The organism is Pseudomonas reactans (assembly GCF_013387025.1).
GTDB classification, from domain to species: domain Bacteria; phylum Pseudomonadota; class Gammaproteobacteria; order Pseudomonadales; family Pseudomonadaceae; genus Aquipseudomonas; species Aquipseudomonas reactans.
Genome location: NZ_JACAQP010000006.1, coordinates 129,050 through 150,752, shown reverse-complemented (window position 1 = coordinate 150,752; position 21,703 = coordinate 129,050). Strand labels below are relative to the sequence as shown.

Annotated in this window: 20 protein-coding genes; 11 read left to right on the top strand and 9 right to left on the bottom strand. The window is 60.9% G+C overall.

The window, feature by feature from the left end; genetic code table 11:
- Positions 1-89: 89 nt before the first annotated feature.
- Positions 90-977, top strand: coding sequence for an AraC family transcriptional regulator (locus HX793_RS07155; RefSeq protein ID WP_025999966.1), 888 nt, complete (start codon positions 90-92; stop codon positions 975-977).
- 15 nt (positions 978-992) lie between these two features.
- On the opposite strand, the gene HX793_RS07150 is transcribed toward HX793_RS07155, so the two are convergent.
- From HX793_RS07150 to HX793_RS07140, 3 genes are all read right to left on the bottom strand, one after another.
- Positions 993-1,694 carry an SDR family NAD(P)-dependent oxidoreductase gene (locus tag HX793_RS07150; RefSeq protein WP_177051749.1) on the bottom strand — a complete coding sequence of 234 codons (702 nt, stop codon included), beginning with the start codon at positions 1,692-1,694 and terminating at the stop codon, positions 993-995.
- A gap of 20 nt (positions 1,695-1,714) precedes the next feature.
- The gene (locus HX793_RS07145) at positions 1,715-1,918 is read right to left on the bottom strand and encodes a tautomerase family protein (RefSeq protein WP_016979078.1); all 204 of its coding nucleotides are present in this window, start codon (positions 1,916-1,918) and stop codon (positions 1,715-1,717) included.
- 204 nt (positions 1,919-2,122) lie between these two features.
- On the bottom strand, positions 2,123-3,424 hold the full coding sequence (locus HX793_RS07140) for an OprD family porin (RefSeq protein WP_016979077.1): 1,302 nt from the start codon (positions 3,422-3,424) through the stop codon (positions 2,123-2,125).
- Between the two features lie 411 nt (positions 3,425-3,835).
- On the opposite strand from HX793_RS07140, the gene HX793_RS07135 reads away from it, so the two are divergent.
- A complete protein-coding gene (locus HX793_RS07135) occupies positions 3,836-5,923 on the top strand; it encodes a TonB-dependent receptor (RefSeq protein ID WP_177059989.1) in 2,088 nt (695 codons plus the stop codon).
- 115 nt (positions 5,924-6,038) lie between these two features.
- Here the strand turns inward: HX793_RS07135 and HX793_RS07130 are convergent, their stop codons facing one another.
- From HX793_RS07130 to HX793_RS07120, 3 genes are all read right to left on the bottom strand, one after another.
- The gene (locus HX793_RS07130; protein ID WP_016979075.1) at positions 6,039-6,251 is read right to left on the bottom strand and encodes a hypothetical protein; all 213 of its coding nucleotides are present in this window, start codon (positions 6,249-6,251) and stop codon (positions 6,039-6,041) included.
- Positions 6,252-6,485: 234 nt separating this feature from the next.
- On the bottom strand, positions 6,486-7,592 hold the full coding sequence (gene aguA, locus HX793_RS07125; protein WP_016979074.1) for an agmatine deiminase: 1,107 nt from the start codon (positions 7,590-7,592) through the stop codon (positions 6,486-6,488).
- 121 nt (positions 7,593-7,713) lie between these two features.
- Positions 7,714-10,614, bottom strand: coding sequence for an aminotransferase (locus tag HX793_RS07120; RefSeq protein WP_177059987.1), 2,901 nt, complete (start codon positions 10,612-10,614; stop codon positions 7,714-7,716).
- A gap of 151 nt (positions 10,615-10,765) precedes the next feature.
- Between HX793_RS07120 and rfbB the strand changes: the two genes are divergently transcribed.
- Genes rfbB through HX793_RS07085 form a run of 7 tightly spaced genes read left to right on the top strand, consistent with a single transcriptional unit; the run spans position 10,766 to position 17,828 of the window.
- On the top strand, positions 10,766-11,848 hold the full coding sequence (rfbB, locus tag HX793_RS07115; RefSeq protein ID WP_016979072.1) for a dTDP-glucose 4,6-dehydratase: 1,083 nt from the start codon (positions 10,766-10,768) through the stop codon (positions 11,846-11,848).
- Positions 11,845-12,720, top strand: coding sequence for a glucose-1-phosphate thymidylyltransferase RfbA (gene rfbA / locus HX793_RS07110; RefSeq protein WP_016979071.1), 876 nt, complete (start codon positions 11,845-11,847; stop codon positions 12,718-12,720). The genes rfbB and rfbA overlap by 4 nt, the downstream gene beginning before the upstream one ends.
- Positions 12,717-13,262, top strand: a complete 546-nt coding sequence (gene rfbC / locus HX793_RS07105) for a dTDP-4-dehydrorhamnose 3,5-epimerase (protein WP_177051755.1) — start codon at positions 12,717-12,719, stop codon at positions 13,260-13,262. The genes rfbA and rfbC overlap by 4 nt, the downstream gene beginning before the upstream one ends.
- Positions 13,259-14,128 carry a dTDP-4-dehydrorhamnose reductase gene (gene rfbD, locus HX793_RS07100; protein ID WP_177094542.1) on the top strand — a complete coding sequence of 290 codons (870 nt, stop codon included), beginning with the start codon at positions 13,259-13,261 and terminating at the stop codon, positions 14,126-14,128. The genes rfbC and rfbD overlap by 4 nt, the downstream gene beginning before the upstream one ends.
- Before the next feature lie 36 nt (positions 14,129-14,164).
- The gene (locus HX793_RS07095) at positions 14,165-15,973 is read left to right on the top strand and encodes a sensor histidine kinase (RefSeq protein ID WP_016979068.1); all 1,809 of its coding nucleotides are present in this window, start codon (positions 14,165-14,167) and stop codon (positions 15,971-15,973) included.
- Positions 15,970-17,346 (top strand): sigma-54-dependent transcriptional regulator, encoded by a 1,377-nt coding sequence (locus HX793_RS07090; RefSeq protein WP_033898710.1) that lies wholly within the window; start codon positions 15,970-15,972, stop codon positions 17,344-17,346. Before HX793_RS07095 ends, HX793_RS07090 begins: the two co-directional genes overlap by 4 nt.
- 26 nt (positions 17,347-17,372) lie before the next feature.
- Positions 17,373-17,828, top strand: a complete 456-nt coding sequence (locus HX793_RS07085) for a YiiD C-terminal domain-containing protein (RefSeq protein ID WP_177094540.1) — start codon at positions 17,373-17,375, stop codon at positions 17,826-17,828.
- A 126-nt stretch (positions 17,829-17,954) separates the two neighbouring features.
- Here HX793_RS07085 and cysQ read toward each other — a convergent pair whose 3' ends face one another.
- Both cysQ and nudE read right to left on the bottom strand, forming a co-directional pair.
- Entirely contained in the window at positions 17,955-18,791 is an 837-nt protein-coding gene (gene cysQ, locus HX793_RS07080) for a 3'(2'),5'-bisphosphate nucleotidase CysQ (protein ID WP_038845145.1), read from the bottom strand.
- Complete coding sequence (gene nudE / locus HX793_RS07075; RefSeq protein WP_016979064.1) at positions 18,788-19,354, bottom strand: ADP compounds hydrolase NudE; 567 nt, start codon at positions 19,352-19,354, stop codon at positions 18,788-18,790. The genes cysQ and nudE overlap by 4 nt, the downstream gene beginning before the upstream one ends.
- 87 nt (positions 19,355-19,441) lie before the next feature.
- On the opposite strand from nudE, the gene yrfG reads away from it, so the two are divergent.
- Entirely contained in the window at positions 19,442-20,104 is a 663-nt protein-coding gene (gene yrfG / locus HX793_RS07070) for a GMP/IMP nucleotidase (RefSeq protein WP_016979063.1), read from the top strand.
- A 116-nt stretch (positions 20,105-20,220) separates the two neighbouring features.
- Here yrfG and lysM read toward each other — a convergent pair whose 3' ends face one another.
- A complete protein-coding gene (gene lysM, locus HX793_RS07065) occupies positions 20,221-20,661 on the bottom strand; it encodes a peptidoglycan-binding protein LysM (protein WP_033898718.1) in 441 nt (146 codons plus the stop codon).
- Positions 20,662-20,793: 132 nt separating this feature from the next.
- On the opposite strand from lysM, the gene HX793_RS07060 reads away from it, so the two are divergent.
- Positions 20,794-21,681 carry a LysR family transcriptional regulator gene (locus HX793_RS07060; RefSeq protein ID WP_028615317.1) on the top strand — a complete coding sequence of 296 codons (888 nt, stop codon included), beginning with the start codon at positions 20,794-20,796 and terminating at the stop codon, positions 21,679-21,681.
- The last annotated feature ends 22 nt before the right edge of the window (positions 21,682-21,703 follow it).

Below are 21,703 nucleotides of genomic sequence, written 5' to 3'. Positions count from 1 at the left end.
AAACGGCCAACGCTGCAAACGCTCATCTCAGTGACGCCGGCACGCTATGATCTCGGGGATCAGCTTAATGACGGCGGGATTGGACCGACATGATGAATCCCTTGGAAAACTTGATCATTCATCCAGAAATGCAGCTGGAAGGGCTGGCCAAAGGCGATTTGCTGTCCCAGGTGCTGGCTCAGATTCGTCTCACGGGCGATCGCGTTTATGCCTGCGCGCTTGCCGACGCGCAGGGCCTCGATCTAGATGAAGAGAGCGCGCATATCTGCGTGCTTCAACACGGCAAACTGCATCTGGAAGCGACCGATCAACCGGCACAGACCTTGAACTCAGGCGATGTCATCCTCCTGCCCCACGGTCCTGCGGGCCTCGTGATGACGGCGGTGGATGGGGCCGCCAGTGTGGTCATCTGCCGCTTCTGGTTCGACGCGAGCAGTTTCCAGGCCATGCTGTTTGCCCTGCCGCGGCTGATTCATATCCAACACGCCGAAGCCGCCGCCTGGTCGGAAGGCATCCTGCATTTCATGTTGCTCGAAGCTCATGACACGCAACCGGGCGGTGCGTTGATGATTTCGCGGCTTATCGATCTGGTGGTGATCCGCATTCTGCGCACCTGGGTGCAGCAGGGTGTGGCCTCCGGATGGTTGGGTGGGCTGTCGGACGCGCGTATCGCCCGCGCGCTGAAGGCCCTTCACGAAACGCCGGGCACGCAGTGGCGTATCGACGCGCTGGCGGAAATTGCGGGGATGTCACGCTCGAACTTCTGCGAACGCTTCAGCACGCTGGTCGGGCGTTCGCCGTTGCGTTATCAGAATGAATGGCGGCTGACCTTGGCAAAAACCATGCTGTCCAGACAAGACGCTCGTATCGGCGAAATTGGCTTTGCGATTGGCTATGAGTCCGAGGCGGCGTTCAGCCGCGCCTACAAAGCTTTTTTTGGTCGCTCGCCACGGGAGGACAACGCCCGGCCGGGGTAGGCCGGGACGTGTTCATCAATGACCCGCGCTTTGCCCACCGTCGACATGCAGAATCTCGCCGGTGACAAACCCAGCACGTTCCAGATAGACGATCGCCTGGGCGATATCACTCACTTCCCCCATATGCCCGACCGGGTGCAATTGTCCGAGCGCCGCGTGGGTTTCTGCGCCGTGCATCGGCGTCTTGATGATCCCGGGGCTCACCGCGTTCACCCGGATGCCACGCTTGGCGTACTCGATCGCCAGGGACTTGGTCGCTGAATTCAGCCCGCCTTTGGTGAGGTTGGCGAGTACCGACGGCACGCCGTCAATCGCGTGATCCGCCAGGCTGGTGGTGACGTTGACGATATGGCCAGCGTTGTTCTTTTCCATCTCGGCAATGGCGAGTTGGGTGATGTAGAAGAAGCCGTTGAGGTTCACCGCGAGCACATTGGCGTAGTCCTCCTGGGTGTAGGCCGTGAACGGCTTGGCGATGAAGATACCGGCGTTGTTGATCAGACTGTCGATGCGCCCGAAGGTGGCCAGGGTTTCGCGAATGACGCGCTGGGCGGTGGCCGGGTCGGCGATGTCGCCGGCGACGGTAAGGATGTCCGGGTCGGTGGACGGCTGGATCGAGCGCGAAGTGGCAACGACCCGGTAATCCAAAGCGCGGTAGGCCTGGACCACGGCGGCGCCGATACCTTGGGACGCGCCGGTGATGATGACGACTTTTTTCATAAGGGTTCTCCAGTAGGGATTCAGGCTTGGGATTTGCGGTATTCGGTGGTGGTGATGCCGGCGTAGCCCCAGTTATCGGTATCGACTTCTTCGATGACGATGTGGGTCAGGTCCGGGCGTTTGTGCAGGACGCGTTCTAGGGTTTCGGTGAACTCGGCGATGACCTGGGCTTTTTGCTCAGGGGTAACGCCATCACGGGTGATGCGCAGGCTGACAAAGGGCATGGCGACGACTCCAGTGGCCGGCCATCGGGATGATGGGCGGGCAGTGGGGCCAATTTAGGCTTGCGTCGGGAGGGGATAAAGACGGGGCCGGGTACTTCATTCGTACTGCGGTGTAACAAGACAGCGCTGGAATGCCAGGCATAAAAAAACCCCGAACCAGTCGGGGTTTTTTATCGCCTGGAATCAGGCGCGACGCCGGATCAATTAGAAAACGTTGATCGGGTAGTCGGCGAACAGACGGATTTCGTTACCGCCTACGTTGTAATTGCTGGCGTTGTTGGACACACGCAACCACGACGCACGCGCACGCAGGCTCAGGTCTTTGGCTGGGCCGCTCTGGACGACGTACTTGAACTGGTTCCAGATTTCACGCTCGGTGCCATCGCCGCGGTTGGTGCCGTCGTCGATGTTGGTGCCGCGCACGTAGGCAATGTTGTAGGTCAGGCCCGGTACGCCGAAGGTGGCGAAGTCGATGCCGTAGCCGGCCTGCCACGAACGCTCGTCCTTGCCGTTGAAGTCGGACCAGTAGGAGTTGGCCAGCAGGATGGTGTTACCGCCGTCGCCGATGCCGCCAGCGTTGCGGTAGCCGCCGTAGAGGTAACCGGTGTCGCCGGTGCTGCGCTGGTGAGCGACGGTGAAGCTGTGCGGGCCAACAGCCCACGTGGCGCCCAGGCTCCAGATCTTGTTGTCACGAGCGTCTTCGCTGCCTTGGTTTTCCAGCGCGAAGCTCTTGTCCAGCTTGGTTTTGTAGCCGTTGAAGTCAAAAGTCAGCGACTGCTTCTCTGGCAGGGCCAGCACGTAGTTGACGTTGACGTATTGCTTCTTCAGCACGTCCTGCATGTCGGAGGCATACAGCGCGGCCGACAGGCTTTCGGTGAATTTGTAGCTACCGCCGATGTAGTCGATGCTTTTCAGGCGACCGCTGTCGGTGCCTTCCATGCTCTTACGGGCTTCTTTGGTGAAGTGACCCGCGTCCAGTTGCAGACCGGCGATCTCTTTGGAAACGATCGAGGTACCGGTGTAGGTTTCCGACAACAGACGGGAGTTGTCGTACTGCAGTACAGGCACGGCCGGGAACTGATCACCGTACTTGAGCACGGTGTTGGAAACGCGGAACTTCACGGCAGCGCCGCCCTTGGCCAGGTCGTGTGGTGCCGAGCCAGGGTTGTTGGCAGTGCCGTTACCCGGTTTGAAGAAGTCGATACCGCCGGCGCCAGCACGGCCTTTACCACCGTCCAGACGAATAGCGTATTGGCCGATCACGTCCACACCCACACCGACGGTGCCTTGGGTGAAACCGGACTCGAGCTTGCCGATGAAGCCTTGGCCCCACTCGGCTTTGTCTTGCTTGCCGTTCTTGTAGTCACGGCTGATGTAGGCATTACGTGCGGCGATGTTCAGGTGGCTGTCTTCGATAAAACCCTTGGACTGGTCCTGATCGTTTGCCATTGCTGTCGATGCGCTCAAAATCCCCAGAGCGATCAGACTCATCCGTTGCTTCAACATTTTCTTGTATTCCTTATTCCTGGTTGAGTACGCGCTGTGACACCAGGCTCCGTGTCGCTTTTTCTGGTGTCGACTGATTCCGGAAAAAAGAAGGCCCGCGGACGACTTAACAGGCCGCGGGCCTTTTTTATTGGATGAGTCATGGCGGTTAGCCACAGGCGTTGGGCGCAATCCTAGTCGCGCCCGGAACTATGTGTCAATTTCGCGAATCGTCTGTATTTAGGCGAAATAATTCTAAGGAAGCGCCTACAGCGGTTCTGTTAGCGACAAAAAACCGCATTCAAAACGGCAAGAAACATATTTCGTAACATATTTCAAAGCCGATACGTTTGGTAATAGATAACGCGCGCAAATGCAAAGCATTACCATTAACGCGCAATTTCCTCCCAAACAATTCGGATACATTCCTCCATGCCTGCCCCTCGCCTGACGCCCATCACCCTTGGGCTTTCCGTTCTGCTGTCTGCCGGTTTTGCCTGTGCGGCCACGACCTTGCCCGAAACGTCGATCAGCGCCGAAGCTGACGAAGACGACCCGCGCATCAAGGAAACCAGCACCGCCACTCGTACCGCCACACCTGTGCGCTATGTGCCCCAGGCCATCGACTCGGTAAAGACCGAAAGCCTGCGGTCCTATGGCACCAATGACCTGGGCCAGGCGTTGAGCGGCATCCCCAACGTCAGCAGCGGCGCCGACACGCGCTTCGACAGCTTGCGCATCCGCGGTTTCGACGCGAGCAATGACTTCTATCTGGATGGCATTCGCGACGACAGCCAATACGTGCGCGACTTGCATAACATCGAGCGCATCGAAGTGCTCAAGGGGCCGGCAGCCGTACTCTACGGGCGAGGCGGTCAGGGAGGGATCGTCAACCGTGTTAGCAAACTGCCTGTGGCCGGGCATAAATCGAGTATCGAAGCCCAGGGCGGCAGCAACGACTTGCGCAGCTTGTACGCCGACCTCAGCACCGACCCCACCGATAACATCAGCCTGCGCCTGAACATGGGCAACCAGGACAACAACAGCTTCCGCGACGGCGTCAGCGGCAATCGCCAGCTGTTTGCACCGTCCATGAGCTGGCAGCTCACGCCGGACCTGAACTGGCTGGTGCAATACGAATACAGCCGCTACAACCGCACGCCGGACCGTGGCATTCCAGGGGTCAACGGCCGGCCTGCGGATGTGAGCCGCAGCACCACCTACTTTGATAACCGCGATTACATCGACGACAAATCCCAGTCGCTGCGCTCCAAGTTGGCTTATGAACTCAACGACAACTGGCAACTGCGCCAGACACTCGGTGTGTTCAAGCTCGACAGTGATTTCGACAATACCTACCAAACCGCCTACGTGCCGGCGACCCACAGCGTCACACGCCAACGCTGGCAGCAAGACCTCAACACCCTCAATATCTTCAACAACATCGAGCTGGAAGGCGGCTTCAGCACCTACGGCCTGGAACACCGCCTGCTGACCGGCCTCGAACTGGGCAGCCAGCGCCGCGACCCAAAGCTGTACACCGCCACTGCCGTCAACCGAGGCGGCCAGGCCGTGCCGAGCCTGGACCTCAACCAGCCCAACCGCAACCTCAGCCACACTGGGCGCATGAGCGTGTCGAGCAACAACCACACCGAAGTCGAAAGCCGTGCCCTTTACGTGCAGGACCAACTGCGCCTGAACGATCAGTGGCAAGTCCTGGCCGGCCTGCGCTATGACCGCTTTGAAGTGGACACCAAAAACAAACTGCTCAACACCCAGCAGGATGTCAAAAGCCACAGCACCAGCCCGCGCTTCGGCCTGGTGTGGACGCCGCTGGAACACCACTCGTTCTACGCGTCGTGGAGCAAGACGTTTTCGCCTGCGGGCGGCGGCTTGATCGGTATCACCCCGAACGCCGCCGGCAGCGTCAACGACCTGAGCCCGGAGCTGACCAAACAGAAAGAAATCGGGGTCAAGAGCGACTGGCTCGACGACCGCCTGAGCACCACCCTGGCCGTGTACGAACTGGAACTCTACAACCGCCGCACCAGCGACCCGCTGGACCGCACCATCACCCTGCTCAGCGGCTTGCAGCGTTCACGTGGCGTGGAGCTGACCGCCACCGGCAAGATCGTCGGCAATTGGTATGTGCGCGGCGGTGTCGGCCTGCAGGATGCCAAGGTCGAGAAGGACAACAACGGCTTCGAAGGCAAACGCGTCAGCGATGTGGCCAAGCGCAATGCCAGCCTGTTCATCACTTGGAAACCGGAGATGGGCTGGTACGCAGAAACCGGCCTGACGCTGGTGGGCGACCGTTATGCCGACAGCCTCAACACCGTGGTGTTGCCGGGTTATGGTCGTTGGGATGCGCTGGCGGGGTTCCGTCAGAAGGAATGGGACGTGAGGGCGGCGCTGAACAATATCGCAGATAAAACCTACTACGCCTCGGCGACCAGTGTGGCGCAGATTCAGCCAGGGGAACCGCGTAGTCTGGTGGTGACAGGTACCTACAGCTTCTAAAAGTCTTCCTGTAGAAGCGAGCTTGCTCGCGAAAAACCCGAGAGCGCCGCGATTAATCAGGATCGCGGCGTTATCGTTGGCGACCTTCGCGAGCAAGCTCGCTCCTACAAGTGCATCAATTCATCAATTCGCACAACAGCTTCACTTCATCCTCACTGAACAACCCCGCCGGGTAACGTTCACTCATCACGCTGCGCAAGTCAGGCGGTTGCCTGATCTGCCGCGAGCCGTTTTCCTTCAACCAGAGTGCCAGCGCATGGATCGCGTCGCCGTTGACCCGCAAGGGGTGGAACGTGCGCGTGTACATCAGGTTGATATCGGCGTTCATTTCAGCGCTCTCTCCTACTGCGTGAGCGGCTAACTTACTCAAGGTTTATGACAGAACTGTGCAGTCATCGCCTTGGGCCACTGTCACAACGGCGATACAAGAGCTATGCCAATGTCTCGTGCTCATAGGCGTTTTGACACAAAAAAGCCCGCGACCTGTCTGGGTCGCGGGCTTGTTGTGGAGGACCGAACCGATCAACGCCAGTTCATCCTCATAGCGCTGTTACAACTGCACTCAATTTTTGTGCGGGGCCGGCTGTTGTTGGGTCAGGCAATGGATATTACCGCCACCCAGTAACAGTTCGCGGCCCGGCACCATCACCACTTCATGCTGCGGGAACAGGTCCTGCAGGATGGCCTTGGCCTGGCTGTCCAGCGGGTCGTCGAAGCTTGGCGCGATGATGCCACCGTTGACGATCAGGAAGTTGACGTAGGAACCCGCCAACCGCACGGTCGGATTACGTTCCTGGGTACCGTCAACCGGGTCAACGCCGGCGCATTCTTCTTCGGTCGCATACAGCGGGCCAGGGATCGGCATTTTATGCACTGTGAACGAGCGGCCCTGGGCGTCGGTGCTGCTTTGCAGCACGTTCATGGCAGCGTGGCAGCGTGCGTAGTTCGGATCTTGCGGGTCGTCAGTCCAGGCCAGCAGCACTTCGCCAGGGCGCACGTAGCAGCAGAAGTTATCCACATGGCCGTCGGTTTCGTCGTTGAACAGGCCGTCCGGCAGCCAGATGATCTTATCCACAGCCAGGTTGGCGCTCAGCACTGCTTCGATCTCGGCACGGTCGAGGTGCGGGTTGCGATTGCGGTTGAGCAGGCATTCCTCGGTGGTGATCAGGGTGCCTTCGCCGTCGACATGGATCGAGCCGCCTTCCAGCACAAAACCTTCGGTGCGATAGCGCGAGGCGCGTTCGATTTCGAGAATCTTGCCGCCGACCTGGGAGTCGCGATTCCATGGCGAATACAGACCGCCGTCAAAACCACCCCAGGCGTTGAAGTCCCAGTTCACGCCACGCACTTCGCCGCTGTTGTTGATCACGAACGTCGGGCCGGTATCGCGTACCCAGGCGTCATCGCTGGACATCTCCACCACGCGGATATTCGGCACATCCAGGCGCGCGCGAGCGTTTTCGTACTGGCCAGCGGAAACCGCCACGGTGACCGGCTCAAAGCGCGCAATGGCCTTGGCCACCGCTACGTGAGCGGCTTGCGCCGGCTTGCCGCCCAAGCGCCAGTTGTCTGGACGCTCAGGCCAGATCATCCAGGTTTGGGTTTGTGGCGCCCATTCGGCAGGCATGTAGAAGCCATCGGCGCGGGGGGTGCTGTGCAGGGTGGTCATGGCGATCAGGACTCCGAATGGGGGGGTGGCCGACTTTATAACGGATAAAAATCGGCTTTTTAAGCAACATGAGATGATACCGGATGAATATTACAATAATTAACCGATAACAATCGATTATCTACAACTGCTCATCGAGCACCTTCGACAGCATGTCGACGAAAAAATCCACGCTACGCCGGGACGTGACCATCGGCGGCTTGATCTTGAGGATGTTCAAATAATCACCAGTGGGCTGCATGAAAATCCCCAGCTCGCGCAGGCGATCACACAGCAAGGTGGTTTCTTCAGTTGCCGGTTCCAGGGTCTGTCGGTCACGCACCAACTCCAGCCCGAGATAAAAGCCGGAGCCGTGGACAGCTCCCACCAACGGGTGACGATCGATCAGCTCCTCCAACCTTGCCTTGAAATGCCCGCCAACCACCTGCGCGTTTTCCCACAGCTTTTCCTCTTCCATCACATCCAACACGGCCATGCCGATCCGGCAACTCACCGGGCTGCCTCCCGAGGACGAGAAGAAATACCCTTCAGCCTCCAGCGCCTCGGCGATTTCACGCCGGGTAATCACCGCACCCAGCGGCTGGCCATTGCCCATACCCTTGGCCATGGTGATGATGTCGGGTACCACGCCCTGCTCTTCAAAGCCCCAGAAGAAATGCCCCATGCGGCCGTAACCCACCTGCACTTCGTCGGCGATGCACACGCCGCCCTGGGCACGAACGAGTCCATACACCTGCTGCAAATAGCCCGGCGGCAACGAGATACCCCCGGCATTGCCATACACCGGCTCGCAGATGAAACCCGCCAGTTGGCGTTGGCTCGCGGCGATTTTCGCCAAGTTGTGTTCCACGCTTCGTACGTAGTCCGGCGCACTGTCCTGCCCACGGAACTCGCCGCGATAGGTATTGGGCGCGGTCACCGGGTGTACCCAGTCCGGGCGACTGCTTAATGCCTGAGGGTTATCGGCAATCGACGTGGACACTGCATCCGCCGCCACCGACCAGCCGTGGTAGGCCTCCAGCACGCTGAGCATGTCGCGCCCGCCGCTGAAGGCCCAGGCCAGGCGGATCGCCAAGTCATTGGCCTCGGTGCCGCTGTTGACCAGGAATACCCGGTCCATGCCTTCAGGCGCCAGCGACAGCAAACGTTCGGAAAATTCGGCAATCGCCGCGTAGTGGAAGCGCGAGTTGGTATTGAGCAACGACCACTGCCGCGCGGCCACCGTCGCCATGCGCGGATGGCCATGGCCCAGCACAGCGACGTTATTGAGCATATCCAGGTAGGAACGGCCCTGCATGTCGATCAGATGGTTGCGCCAGCCACGCTCGATACGCGGCGGGTCGGCGTAATAGTGCTTTTGCGAACGGGCGAAACTGGCATCGCGGCGGGCCAGCAGCGCCTCGGGGTCCAACTCGGGCTCGGCATCGCAGGCCAGGCCCAACAGCGCGGCCGGCGACGGACACAGCGACTGCCATGCCTGTGCCCGTGACGGCGTGCAGAACAACGGTGCGGGTACGTCAGCACGGCACAGTTGCACGGTGAGCGGGCCTTCGACCTCACCGATCACCTGGCCCTTCAGCACCACAGCACCCGGTTGCAACTGTGCTTTAACGCCCCATAGGCGCACGCTTGCCTCGCTACTGTGCACCTGCAGCTCACCGTTGACACCCCGTCGCACAACGCCTGCAAACGGCGCTTCAACGGATGTGCCCAACGGCACGTGCAGTTCGACATGCAACGGGAACGTCTCTGGCTCATTCGCGCTGTCGGGCTGGGTACGCGACAAACGGTATTGCCCATAACGACTCGCCGCCAGGCCATGCACCGCCGCCGCCTCCTGCAACAAGCGTCGATCGACGCCGGGTTGCTCCCAGTTACCGGCCTCGAAATGCGGGCTGAGCACGCCCAGGTCGATCAACGCAAACTCACGCCCAACCAACCCTGGCAGCAACGGCGCAAAGCCCTGGCTGGCGATGGGTGCGGGCGCCTGCCCGACGCACCCCAGAATGGCCGCCTCCATTAATTCAAACGGCACTGACGTCGCTACATGGAAGATTTCCCACTCATGTTCAGCGTTTTTCAGCAGGTAACTGTTATCCGGATCCAGGTGTTGCTGCTGCTCGCTACTCAATACCAGCACCGCCGCACGGGCGACGATCAACGGCCACAGAGCCCGCAATTCTTCGTGCTGCAACGGCGTCACCGCGTGACAGGCCTTGATCGCCGACAAGATCGCAAAGGGATCGCCCTCGGCATGGTGCAGCAGCGCGGCGCAGGTCACCGACAGGTCGGCAATGCGCCAGGTATGCACCAGGTCGCCGAAGTCGATCACCCCCTGAACCTGCCAGTGCCGTTGTGCATCGCGCTGCCACACCACGTTGTCGTCGGTGATGTCCATATGCACCGCCTGCCACGGCAAGTGATCGGCCAGGGGGCGGATACGCTCCTCGACCTGCTCAGCCACTTGCTCCAGTGCCGCGCGGTGCGGAAGGTTTTCCAGCGTCGCCAGCAGATGCTTGATCAATGCCTGGGCATGGCGCGGGTCCCACTGCAGCGTGCGCGCAAGGCCCGGATGCTCAAACCGCGCCAGCGCCTGGCTCATGCGCCCACACAGGTCACCAAACCCCGCGATCACCACACGCCCCAAGTGAGGTTGATGGGTCAACGGCTGGCCATCGATGTAATCCAGCACCCGCACGTGCAGGGCTTGGCCGTCGTGGGTCAGGGTCAACAACTCCTCCCCCGTCAAAGACTTGATGACCTTGGGTACGCGCACAGCCTGCAGGCTGTTAAGCGCCGCATGCTGGGCGTGCAGCTCAACAGCGTCGTAGTCGCCCCGGCAGATTTTCATAACAAACCGGCCGCGGGGGCTGTCGACTTTGTAGTTGAGGTCTTGCTGGCTGCCCAATGATTGCAAGGTGCCAGTAAGACCGTAATGTTGCTCGAGCAGGTGAGCCGCCTGATCGGGACCCACTTGCGGGCAAGGTAGACTGGCGCGATGGATCAGGGTGGCGAGCGGCATTGAGACGACCTCGATTTTTTTAGGCGCCTATATCGCCATTGTTCTGGTGGATAACGCAACCCCTGCGCATACCGCGCTTGCACCACCTCGCCACACAACTCAAGCTATGCTCCATTCGCTTAATGTCCGTCTAAGGAAAAGGCCCTCCGACATGCGCATTCTCATCACCGGTGGTGCCGGCTTTATTGGCTCTGCCCTGATCCGTCACCTGATTCAACACACCGAACATGAAGTCCTCAACCTGGACAAACTCACCTATGCGGGCAACCTGGAGTCGCTGACCAGCATCGCGTCCAACAGCCGTTATGAGTTTGTCCAGGCCGATATCATCGATCAGGCCACTGTCAGCGCTGTACTGGAGCGCTTCGAGCCCCAGGCGATCATGCACCTGGCGGCCGAGTCCCATGTGGACCGCTCGATTGATGGCCCCTCGGCTTTCATTCAAACCAATATCGTCGGCACCTACAGCCTGCTGGAAGCTGCTCGCGCCTATTGGCAGAAATTGGCCGAGCCCGCCAAAGGCAACTTCCGTTTTCATCACATTTCCACTGACGAAGTGTACGGTGACCTTCACGGCGTGGATGACCTGTTCACTGAAACCACGCCCTATGCGCCCAGCTCGCCGTACTCTGCGAGCAAGGCTGCCTCCGACCACCTGGTCCGTGCATGGCAACGCACCTATGGCCTGCCGGTGCTGCTCACGAACTGCTCGAACAACTATGGGCCGTTCCACTTCCCCGAGAAGCTGATCCCCCTGGTGATCCTCAACGCACTCGCGGGCAAACCCTTGCCGGTCTATGGTGATGGCTTGCAGGTGCGTGACTGGCTGTTCGTCGAGGACCATGCCCGCGCGCTGCTGAAAGTGGTAACCGAGGGTGTCGTCGGCGAAACCTATAATATCGGCGGCCACAATGAGCAAAAAAACATCGATGTCGTGCGTGGCATCTGCCAATTGCTGGAAGAGTTGGCACCCCAACGCCCCAGCGGCGTCGAAAAATTCGCCGACCTGATCACGTTCGTCAAAGACCGACCCGGCCACGATCAGCGTTATGCGATCGACGCCAGCAAGATTGAACGTGAGCTAGGCTGGGTGCCTGAAGAAACCTTCGAAACCGGGCTGCGCAAGACCGTGCAGTGGTACCTCGACAACCTGGAATGGTGCCGCAGGGTCCAGGATGGCAGCTATCAGGGCGAACGTTTAGGCAACACCGACTTTAAGGATTTGATCGCATGATGAAGGGAATCGTATTGGCCGGCGGTTCCGGCACCCGTTTGCACCCCATTACCCTGGGTGTGTCCAAACAACTGTTGCCGGTGTATGACAAGCCGATGATCTACTACCCGATCTCGGTGTTGATGCTGGCGGGCATCAAGGAAATCCTGGTGATTTCCACACCCGTGGACTTGCCGCAATACCGCAACCTGTTGGGCGATGGCAGCCAGTTTGGCGTGCGTTTCAGCTACGCCGAGCAGCCCACCCCGGATGGCCTGGCCCAGGCGTTCATCATTGGCGAGGAATTCATTGGCAATGACCCTGTGTGCCTGATCCTGGGCGACAATATCTTCCATGGTCAGCATTTCGGTGAACAACTGCTTGGGGCGGCCAAACGTCCATCTGGCGCTACCGTTTTCGGCTACTGGGTCAAGGATCCCGAGCGCTTTGGCGTGATCGATTTCGACAGCGCGGGCCGTGCCCTCTCCATCGAAGAAAAGCCGGCGAAGCCAAAATCCAGCTATGCGGTGACCGGCCTGTATTTCTACGACAACGACGTGATCAAGATCGCCAAGGCGGTCAAGCCGTCGCCGCGTGGGGAACTTGAGATTACCGACGTCAACAACGCGTACCTCAAGCGCGGTGACCTGCATGTAGAGCGTTTTGGCCGTGGCTTTGCCTGGCTGGACACAGGCACCCATGACAGCTTGCTGGAAGCCTCGCAGTACGTGCAGACCATCGAGCACCGCCAAGGCCTGAAAGTCGCCTGCCTCGAAGAAATCGCCTATGAGAACGGCTGGATCGACCGCGACCACCTGCTGGAACGTGCCAAGTACTTCGGCAAGACCGGTTATGGTCAATACCTGTACTCGCTGGCCGGAGAAAACCAGTGAACGTCATTGAAACCTCACTGCCCGGCGTACTGATCATCGAACCCAAAGTGTTCGGTGATGAGCGCGGTTTTTTCTACGAAAGCTTCAACGCCCGCGCCTTTGAAGGGGCCACCGGGCTCAAGCGCCAGTTTGTGCAGGACAACCACTCGCGCTCGCAAAAAGGCGTGCTGCGCGGCCTGCATTACCAACTCGAACACACCCAGGGCAAATTGGTGCGCGTCACCGCCGGTGAAGTGCTGGACGTAGCCGTCGATATCCGCCGAAGCTCGCCGAATTTCGGCCAGTGGGTAGGTGTACGCTTGTCGGCCCAGAATCACCGCCAACTCTGGGTGCCGGAAGGCTTCGCCCATGGCTTCGTGGTACTGAGCGAGCACGCCGAATTCCTGTACAAAACCACTGACTACTACCAGCCCAGTGCCGAACGCTGCATCCTGTGGAATGACCCGACACTGGCCATCGACTGGGAGCTGAGCGAGACGCCACAGTTGTCCGCCAAGGACCAGGCGGGTAAACCCTTGCTGGAAGCTGACGTGTTCCCATGAAGATCTTGATCACCGGCCAACATGGCCAAGTCTCCCGCGAACTGCAACTGCGACTCCAAGGCCTGGGCGAGCTTATCGTCCTGGGCCGCGACCAGCTTGACCTGGCGAACGCAGACCAGATCCGCCAGCAAGTGCGGGCCCATCGCCCAGGCTTGATCATCAACGCAGCAGCCCACACTGCCGTCGATCTGGCCGAGAGCGAACCGGACGCCGCGTTTGCCATCAACGCCATCGCCCCGGGCATTCTCGCTGAGGAAGCCAAGGCGCTGGGCATCCCGCTGATCCACTATTCCACCGACTACGTGTTCGACGGCAGCAAACCTGCGCCCTACATCGAAACCGACACGACGAACCCACTGGGCGTCTACGGCCAAAGCAAACTGGCGGGCGAGCACGCGATTGCGGCCGTCGGTGGCGAACATCTCATTCTGCGCACCAGTTGGGTGTACTCCAACCACGGCAAGAACTTCCTGCTGACCATGCAGCGCCTGCTGCAAGAGAAACCGCAGATGCGCATCGTCGCCGACCAGATCGGCGCGCCAACCTGGGCCGGCAGCATTGCCAACAGTACACGCGCATTGATCGAACGCTGGCTAGCAGGTGAACCGGGGGAATGGGGCATCTATCACCTGACCGCCGGAGGGGAAACCTCATGGTTTGGTTTTGCCCAGGCCATTGGCGAGCACCTGCGTGAACAGGGCAAGGCCTGCGCCGAACTGGAGCCCATCCCTTCCAGCGCTTATCCGACACCCGCCCAGCGTCCGCTGAACTCGCGCCTGGACTGCAGCCGCCTGCAGCAGCAATGGCACGTCAGCCAGCCACACTGGCAAGACGCATTGCGCGAGTGTCTTGCACAGCAGCACTAGGCATAATGCGCCTGTACCCACAGGCGCACGACTCCCATGACTCCACCTCTCCCGCGTAGACCCCGCTGGCGCAGCCTCGCCTTATTGGCGTTGTGCCTGGCACCGCTGCTGTGGCCGCTGGAGCACCTGGCCGAGCGTTATTACCGCAGCGAACTGGCCGGCCAGAACCGCCAGACCCTCGACCTGTACGTGGCCAACCTGCTCGGGACCCTGCACCGTTATGAAGTGCTGCCGCAGATCCTCGGCGACTTGCCCGCCTTGCGCACCGCGCTGGACGCGCCTCAAATCAGCACCAACCTGGTCAACGCCAACCTGCTGCTCAAGGACGTCGCCGCCCAGGCCGGGGTGGAGGTGATGTACCTGATGGACACCACCGGCAAGACCCTGGCCGCGTCCAACTGGGACAAGCAAGACAGCTTCGTCGGGCGCAACTTCTCGTTTCGGCCTTATTTCAGCGAAGCCATGGACGGGCGCCTGGGGCGGTTTTTCGGGTTGGGTACCACCTCGGCCAAGCGCGGTTACTTCTTTGCCGCCGCCGTGCGCGATGGCGATACGATCATCGGCGTGCTGGTGGTAAAGGTCGACCTGGACCACACCGAAAGCCTGTGGGGTAACACGCCGGAACAACTGCTGGTCACCGACCACAATGGCGTGGTGATCTTGACCTCGCGCCCACAATGGCGATTCCGCGCCACCCGGCCACTGACCGCTGAAGAGCGCCAGGCCATCATCGCCATCCAGCCCTACCCCACCCGCGACCCGCAGCCGCTGAGCCTGAGCAACACCGCCTGGCTGCGCCAATCCACGGCCATCGCCGAGACCGGCTGGAACGTGGAGATCCTCGCGCCGCGCTCGCTGATCAACCGCCCCGTGCGCACGGTGGTTGCCGTCGGCGGCGCCACGCTGTTGGTATTGATGTTGCTGCTGGGCTTGATGATGCAACGTCGCCGCCATTACCTGGAACGCATTGCGTTCGAAGCCAAGGCCCGTCGCGAGCTGGAAGCGCGGGTGGTGGAGCGGACCAGTGATCTCGAAGGCCTCAACCGGCGCCTGAAGCAGGAAGTGCTGGAGCGCGAACACGCCCAGCAGGAGCTGGTGCGCGCCCAGGATGACCTGGTGCAGGCGGGCAAACTGTCGGCGCTGGGCACCATGTCCGCAAGCATCAGCCACGAACTCAATCAGCCCCTCGCAGCCATTCGCAGCTATGCGGAAAACGCCGAAATCCTGCTCGACCATGAGCGCACCACCGATGCACGGGGCAATCTCAAACTGATCAGCGAACTGACCGGGCGCATGGCCTCGATCATCGCCCACCTGCGTGCCTTTGCCCGCCGCGACCGCCATGCGCCCGAGAGCGTGGCCCTGCAACCGGCGCTGGACGATGCACTGGCGTTGCTGGCCAAGCGGCGGCGGTCGATGGAGGTGGAGCTGATTCGCGACTTGCCCGAGGCGACGCTGTGGGTACAGGCCGGTGAAACCCGCCTGCGCCAGGTTTTGGGCAATCTGCTCGCCAACGCCCTCGACGCGCTCACCGAAAAAGGCCCGCCGCGCAAACTGTGGCTGAGTGCCGAAACCACCGAACAGGGCGTCAACCTGTACATTCGCGACAACGGCCCGGGCTTTTGCATGGAAGCCCTGGGCCGCGCCAGCGAGCCGTTCTACACCACCAAGACCCGCACTCAGGGCCTGGGGTTGGGGCTGGCGATCTGTGACACCCTGATGCGTGCCTTTGGCGGCGAACTGCTGTTCGCCAACCACAAGGAAGGCGGCGCGCTGTTAACCTTGAAATTGCGTGCCGGTGCGCCGGGCGTCAGTCTGCAACCGTCCGAGGACCGCAGTGTATGAGTATCGATAACCAGATTCAGGTGGTGTTGATCGACGACGATCCACACTTGCGTCAGGCCCTGTGCCAGACCCTGGACCTGGCCGGGCTGAAAGTCCTGACCCTGGGTGAAGCCACTGGCCTCACTGCGCGCCTGTCGCGGGACTGGCCGGGCGTGGTGGTCAGCGACATCCGCATGCCCGGCATGGACGGCTTGGAACTGCTCGCCGAACTGCACGGCCAGGACCCGGACTTGCCGGTGCTGCTGATCACCGGCCACGGCGATGTGCCACTGGCGGTGCAGGCCATGCGCGCCGGGGCCTATGACTTCCTGGAAAAACCGTTCGCCAGCGACGCCCTGCTCGACAGCGTACGCCGTGCCCTGGCCCTGCGCCGCCTGGTACTGGACAACCGTAGCCTGCGCCTGGCCCTCAGCGACCGTCAGCAACTGAGCACACGCCTGGTCGGCCACTCGCCGCAAATGCTGCGCCTGCGCGAGCAGATCGGCGCCCTGGCCGCGACCAAGGCCGATGTGCTGATCCTCGGCGAAACCGGCGCCGGCAAAGAAGTGGTCGCCCGCGCACTGCACGACCTGTCCAGCCGCCGCAGCGGCCCTTTTGTGGCGATCAACGCAGGCGCCTTGGCCGAGTCGGTGGTGGAAAGCGAACTGTTCGGCCACGAGCCCGGCGCCTTTACCGGCGCGCAGAAACGCCGTATCGGTAAGTTCGAATTCGCCAACGGCGGCACCTTGTTCCTGGATGAAATCGAAAGCATGAGCCTGGATGTGCAGGTCAAGCTGTTGCGCCTGTTGCAGGAACGGGTAGTCGAGCGCCTGGGCGGCAATCAGTTGATCCCGCTGGATATCCGCATCATCGCCGCGACCAAGGAAGACCTGCGCCAATCCGCCGACCAGGGTCGCTTCCGTGCCGACTTGTATTACCGCCTCAATGTCGCGCCGTTGCGCATTCCGCCGCTGCGTGAGCGCGGTGAAGATGCGTTGATGCTGTTCCAGCACTTCGCCGATGAAGCCAGCAGCCGCCACGGCCTGCCGCTGCACGAACTGCAGCCGGGCCAGCGCGCGCTGCTGCTGCGCCATAGCTGGCCGGGCAATGTGCGTGAGCTACAGAACGCTGCGGAACGTTTCGCGCTGGGCCTGGAGCTGGCGCTGGATAACACGCCGGACAATCCATCGGCCGGTGTCCTGACCTCCACGCCCGGCGGTCTGAGCGAACAGGTCGAGCAGTTCGAAAAAAGCCTGATCGCCGCCGAACTGACCCGTCCCCACAGCTCCATGCGCAGCCTCGCCGAAGCCCTGGGCGTACCGCGCAAGACCCTGCACGACAAGCTGCGCAAGCATGGCCTGAACTTCGCCAACCAAAGCAGCGACGACGAATGACAGCCCCCACCCGCCAAGAGGCCCCCATGAGCCGCGACAGCCGTTACCTGGAATCCATCCTGCACCACGACATCCCCCTCACCCGGGAAATGGGCCTCAAGGTGCTCGACTGGAAACAAGGACGGTTGGAATTGCATTTGCCCTTGCAAGCCAACATCAACCACAAGAGCACCATGTTCGGCGGCAGCCTGTACTGCGGCGCAGTGCTGGCGGGCTGGGGCTGGCTGCACTTGCAGTTGCGTGAAGAAGGGATTGAAGACGGGCATATCGTGATTCAGGAAGGACAGATCAGTTATCCGCTGCCTGTCACGCGGGATGCGACGGCAATTTGCGCGCCGCCGGAGGAGAAGGTGTGGAAGCGGTTTGTGGCGACCTACAAGCGCTATGGCCGCGCGCGGTTGACGCTGGAGACGTGGATTGTGAATGAGGGGAGTGAAGAGCGAGCCGTCGCCTTTACCGGCCAGTACGTCCTCCACCGCTAGAAACCGCGACACCGCCCACTGTAGGAGCGAGCTTGCTCGCGAAAATCGTCAACGATAACGCAGCGATCCTGGTTAATCGCGGCGCTCACCGGTTTTTCGCGAGCAAGCTCGCTCCTACAGAAGTAGTCAGGAACGGGCCAGGGTCAGCAACCGCTCACGCCATGCAGCCTTGGCCGGCAACGCCAGGAAGAACGGGTTCAACAACGATGCCCGCGCCGGATAGCTGAACGGTTCACCGCTCAACTCCAGCACCTCGCCCCCCGCCCCTTCCAGCACGCCCTGGGCGGCGGCGGTGTCCCACTGCGACGTCGGCGCCAGACGCGGGTAGCAATCGGCACTGCCTTCAGCCAGCAGGCAGAACTTCAACGAGCTGCCGATATTCGCCAGCTTCAACGCGCCCAGGCCTTCGCTCAAACCGTCCAACAGACGCTCCTGCTCGGGGCTGGAATGCCGACGACTGGCCACTACGGTAAACGACTCGCCCGCTGCCGGTGCCTGGCGCACTTGGATCTGCTTGGGTGCCTCATTCACATCCGAACGCCAGGCGCCCAGGCCGGCGCCACCGAAATAGCAACGACCGCTGGTGGGCATCGACACTACGCCGAACACCACGCGGCCCTGTTCGATCAGGGCGATGTTCACGGTGAACTCTTCGCTGCCGGCGATAAATTCCTTGGTACCGTCCAATGGGTCCACCAGCCACCAGCGCTGCCAGCCAGCGCGCACGCTCTGGTCGATGTCGGCGTCTTCCTCGGACAGCACCGGAATGCTCGGGTCCAGCGCGGTCAGGCCTGCCAGGATCAGATGGTGAGCCGCCAGATCCGCTGCGGTCACGGGCGAATCGTCGGCTTTGGAGGTCACGGCCACGTCGGCACGCCAGTACGGCAAAATCACTTCACCGGCCTGGCGAGCCAGTTCGATCACAGGGGCAATAAACGGGTGGCCTAAAAACAGTTCGCTCATGCGGTAAACGCTCCACGCTGGGTCAACAGGTCTCGTACCAGGTACAGCGCGGCCAGGGCGCGGCCTTCGCTGAATTGCTCGTTTTGCGCGAGCATCGACAGCTCACGCAGGTTGACCCGGTCCACACGCATCGGCTCAGGTTCATCGCCTTCCAGGCGCTCTTCATACAGATCGGTGGCCAGTACCACCTGGATTTTCTGGCTCATGTAGCCAGGCGACAGCGACAGTTCGGTGAGGTGTTCCAACTGCCGCGCGCCATAGCCAGCCTCTTCCTTGAGCTCGCGGTTGGCGGCGGCCAGTACGTCTTCGCCGGGTTCGATCAGGCCCTTGGGCAAGGACAATTCATATTCGTCGGTGCCGCCGCAGTATTCTTCCACCAGCAACGCATGGTCCGCGTCGATCATTGCCACGATCATCACCGCACCGTAACCGGCACCGCGGCCCACCAGGCGCTCGTAGGTCCGTTCAACGCCATTGGAAAAGCGCAGTTGCACTTCCTCCACGCGGAACAAACGGCTACTGGCGACTATTTCGCGGGCGAGGACGGTGGGTTTCTGGCGCATGAGCGGCTCCTTGGCGTGATCAGGTTACTATACCGTGGCTTTTCCGATTGTCTGTGTCGGATATCTTTACTTACATGAGAACGCCCCATGCCCTCTTTGCCCTGGCACGCCATCGACACTGTCCTGCTGGACATGGACGGCACCTTGCTCGACCTGCATTTCGACAACCACTTCTGGATGGAACACCTGCCTCAACGCTACGCCGAACTGCACGGGGTGAGCCGCGCCATGGCGGAGATGGAGTTGCAGCCTCTGTTCGAGCGTAATGCCGGACAGTTGCAATGGTATTGCCTGGATTTCTGGAGTGCCGAACTGAAGATCCCGGTTCGCGAGCTCAAGCTCGAAACCGCGCACCTGATCGCCCTGCGCCCGGATGCGGACACCTTCCTGGCGGCAATCAAACAGGCCGGCAAGCGTGTGATCCTGATCACTAACGCGCATCGCGATTCGCTGTCATTGAAGTTGGAACGCATTGAACTGGCGCCGTATTTCGAACGGTTGATCAGTTCCCATGATTACGGTTTCGCCAAGGAAAACCCGCAGTTCTGGGATGCCCTGCAAGCCGACATCCACTTCGACCCGGCCCGTAGCCTGTTTATCGACGATACCTTGCCGATCCTGCGCAGCGCCCAGGCGTTTGGCGTCGGCCATTTGCTGGCGGTGAAAGAACCGGACAGCCGGAAGGGGCCAAAAGACACGGGGGAGTTCGCGGCGGTAGAGGATTACCGGGACTTGATTGTGGGCTTGTGACCCTCTGTAGGAGCGGGCTTGCCCGCGAAGATCGTTAACGATAACGCAGCTACTGCGGTTTACTGCGGCGTTCTCAGGTTCTTCGCGAGCAAGCTCGCTCCTACAGGGGTTGAGGGTTACTCAGGAATGCGCAAAGTCTGCCCTGGGTAAATCTTGTCCGGGTGCGACAACAGCGGCTTGTTGGCCTCGAAGATTTTGTTGTACTGGTTGGCGTTGCCATACACCGCCAGGGAAATCGCGCTGAGGGTGTCGCCCTTTTTCACCACGACGAAACGGGCGGCAGCCACGGCCGGGCCGGATACGGTGATCTGGTCATCCACACTGGCCACACCGGCAATATTGCCCAGCGCCAACAGGATCTTCTCTTTCTCTTCCTGGGTGGCGACTTCACCGGTCACGGTCACCTTGTCGCCATCCACTGTGGTCTGCACATTCGGATTACCCAGACCCACTTTGGACACGTGGTCCTTCAACTGCTCGCTGGCGTTTGCATTACCCGGCGTCAACAGGTCGACAATCTTTTCGCCGGCTTCCTTGATAAAGCTGAAAATGCTCATAGTGCGCTCTCCTTGGGATTTGATTTCCAGATGCCCAAGACTAGACCAGTCCTACAGATTTGGGTTCCAGCCCGACCAAAGACCCAAACGCGCTAGAATCCCCCCGCCATTGGAATAAGCCCTGGAGCGAAGATGGACATCAAACAGCTGAAATTCCTCATCGCCCTCGACGAAACCCGTCACTTCGGCCAGGCGGCGGCGCGTTGCCACATCACCCAACCGACCCTGTCGATGCGTTTGCGCAACCTTGAGGAAGAGCTTGACCTGCCGTTGGTCAATCGCGGCCAGCGCTTCGAAAGCTTTACCGCACCGGGCGAGCGCGTGCTTGCCTGGGCACGCACGGTGCTGGCCGCCTATGACGGGTTGCAGGCTGAGGCGGCAGCGTGTCGCGGCAACCTGGTGGGTACATTGCGCCTGGGCGTGGTGCCGCTGTCGAGCTTTGATCCTTTGGCCTTGATGCAGCAACTGCATAAGGAACACCCAAGCCTGCGCTTTGAGCTCTCCGCGCTCAGCTCGGAGCAGATTCTTGAACAACTGGCGAGTAACCGGCTGGACCTGGGCGTGTCCTACCTGGAACGCCTGGACAATGAGCGCTTCGACTCGCTGGCCTTGGGCGAAACCCGCATGGGCCTGCTCTACGACCAGCGCTTCTTCAGTTTCGGTGATACGCCGTTGAGCTGGGAGGCGCTGATCGAACTGCCGCTGGGCATGCTCACCAGCGGCATGCACTTTCGCCAATCCATCGACCACAACTTCCACAGCCGTGGGCTCAACCCGCAACCGCTGCTGCAGACCGATGCCGTCCATCAATTGTTACAAGCCGTGCACGGCGGATTGTGTTGCGCGGTCATGCCGCTGGATGGCGGCCTGGACGCACTCACCGAGCACCTGCGGCTGCAGCCGATCGAAGACGCCCACACCCTCGCGCGCCTGGGGCTGATCATGCGGCGCAGCGCCCCGCGCTCCGCGCTGGCGGAGGCGTGTTTCGCGCTATATCAGAAATCGCAAAACGAACCTTGATCGACGTCATCTATCGGTAGAT

Excerpts from the sequence above, each read along its gene's own strand:
- HX793_RS07150 (WP_177051749.1), bottom strand. The coding sequence starts at position 1,694 with ATGAAAAAAGTCGTCATCATCACCGGCGCGTCCCAAGGTATCGGCGCC.
- HX793_RS07135 (WP_177059989.1), top strand. The coding sequence starts at position 3,836 with ATGCCTGCCCCTCGCCTGACGCCCATCACCCTTGGGCTTTCCGTTCTG.
- HX793_RS07155 (WP_025999966.1), top strand. The coding sequence starts at position 90 with ATGATGAATCCCTTGGAAAACTTGATCATTCATCCAGAAATGCAGCTG.
- HX793_RS07060 (WP_028615317.1), top strand. The coding sequence starts at position 20,794 with ATGGACATCAAACAGCTGAAATTCCTCATCGCCCTCGACGAAACCCGT.
- HX793_RS07140 (WP_016979077.1), bottom strand. The coding sequence starts at position 3,424 with ATGTTGAAGCAACGGATGAGTCTGATCGCTCTGGGGATTTTGAGCGCA.
- rfbD (WP_177094542.1), top strand. The coding sequence starts at position 13,259 with ATGAAGATCTTGATCACCGGCCAACATGGCCAAGTCTCCCGCGAACTG.
- HX793_RS07085 (WP_177094540.1), top strand. The coding sequence starts at position 17,373 with ATGAGCCGCGACAGCCGTTACCTGGAATCCATCCTGCACCACGACATC.
- aguA (WP_016979074.1), bottom strand. The coding sequence starts at position 7,592 with ATGACCACCCTGCACAGCACCCCCCGCGCCGATGGCTTCTACATGCCT.
- HX793_RS07120 (WP_177059987.1), bottom strand. The coding sequence starts at position 10,614 with ATGCCGCTCGCCACCCTGATCCATCGCGCCAGTCTACCTTGCCCGCAA.
- cysQ (WP_038845145.1), bottom strand. The coding sequence starts at position 18,791 with ATGAGCGAACTGTTTTTAGGCCACCCGTTTATTGCCCCTGTGATCGAA.
- lysM (WP_033898718.1), bottom strand. The coding sequence starts at position 20,661 with ATGAGCATTTTCAGCTTTATCAAGGAAGCCGGCGAAAAGATTGTCGAC.
- HX793_RS07090 (WP_033898710.1), top strand. The coding sequence starts at position 15,970 with ATGAGTATCGATAACCAGATTCAGGTGGTGTTGATCGACGACGATCCA.
- rfbA (WP_016979071.1), top strand. The coding sequence starts at position 11,845 with ATGATGAAGGGAATCGTATTGGCCGGCGGTTCCGGCACCCGTTTGCAC.
- HX793_RS07095 (WP_016979068.1), top strand. The coding sequence starts at position 14,165 with ATGACTCCACCTCTCCCGCGTAGACCCCGCTGGCGCAGCCTCGCCTTA.
- nudE (WP_016979064.1), bottom strand. The coding sequence starts at position 19,354 with ATGCGCCAGAAACCCACCGTCCTCGCCCGCGAAATAGTCGCCAGTAGC.
- HX793_RS07130 (WP_016979075.1), bottom strand. The coding sequence starts at position 6,251 with ATGAACGCCGATATCAACCTGATGTACACGCGCACGTTCCACCCCTTG.
- HX793_RS07145 (WP_016979078.1), bottom strand. The coding sequence starts at position 1,918 with ATGCCCTTTGTCAGCCTGCGCATCACCCGTGATGGCGTTACCCCTGAG.
- yrfG (WP_016979063.1), top strand. The coding sequence starts at position 19,442 with ATGCCCTCTTTGCCCTGGCACGCCATCGACACTGTCCTGCTGGACATG.
- rfbB (WP_016979072.1), top strand. The coding sequence starts at position 10,766 with ATGCGCATTCTCATCACCGGTGGTGCCGGCTTTATTGGCTCTGCCCTG.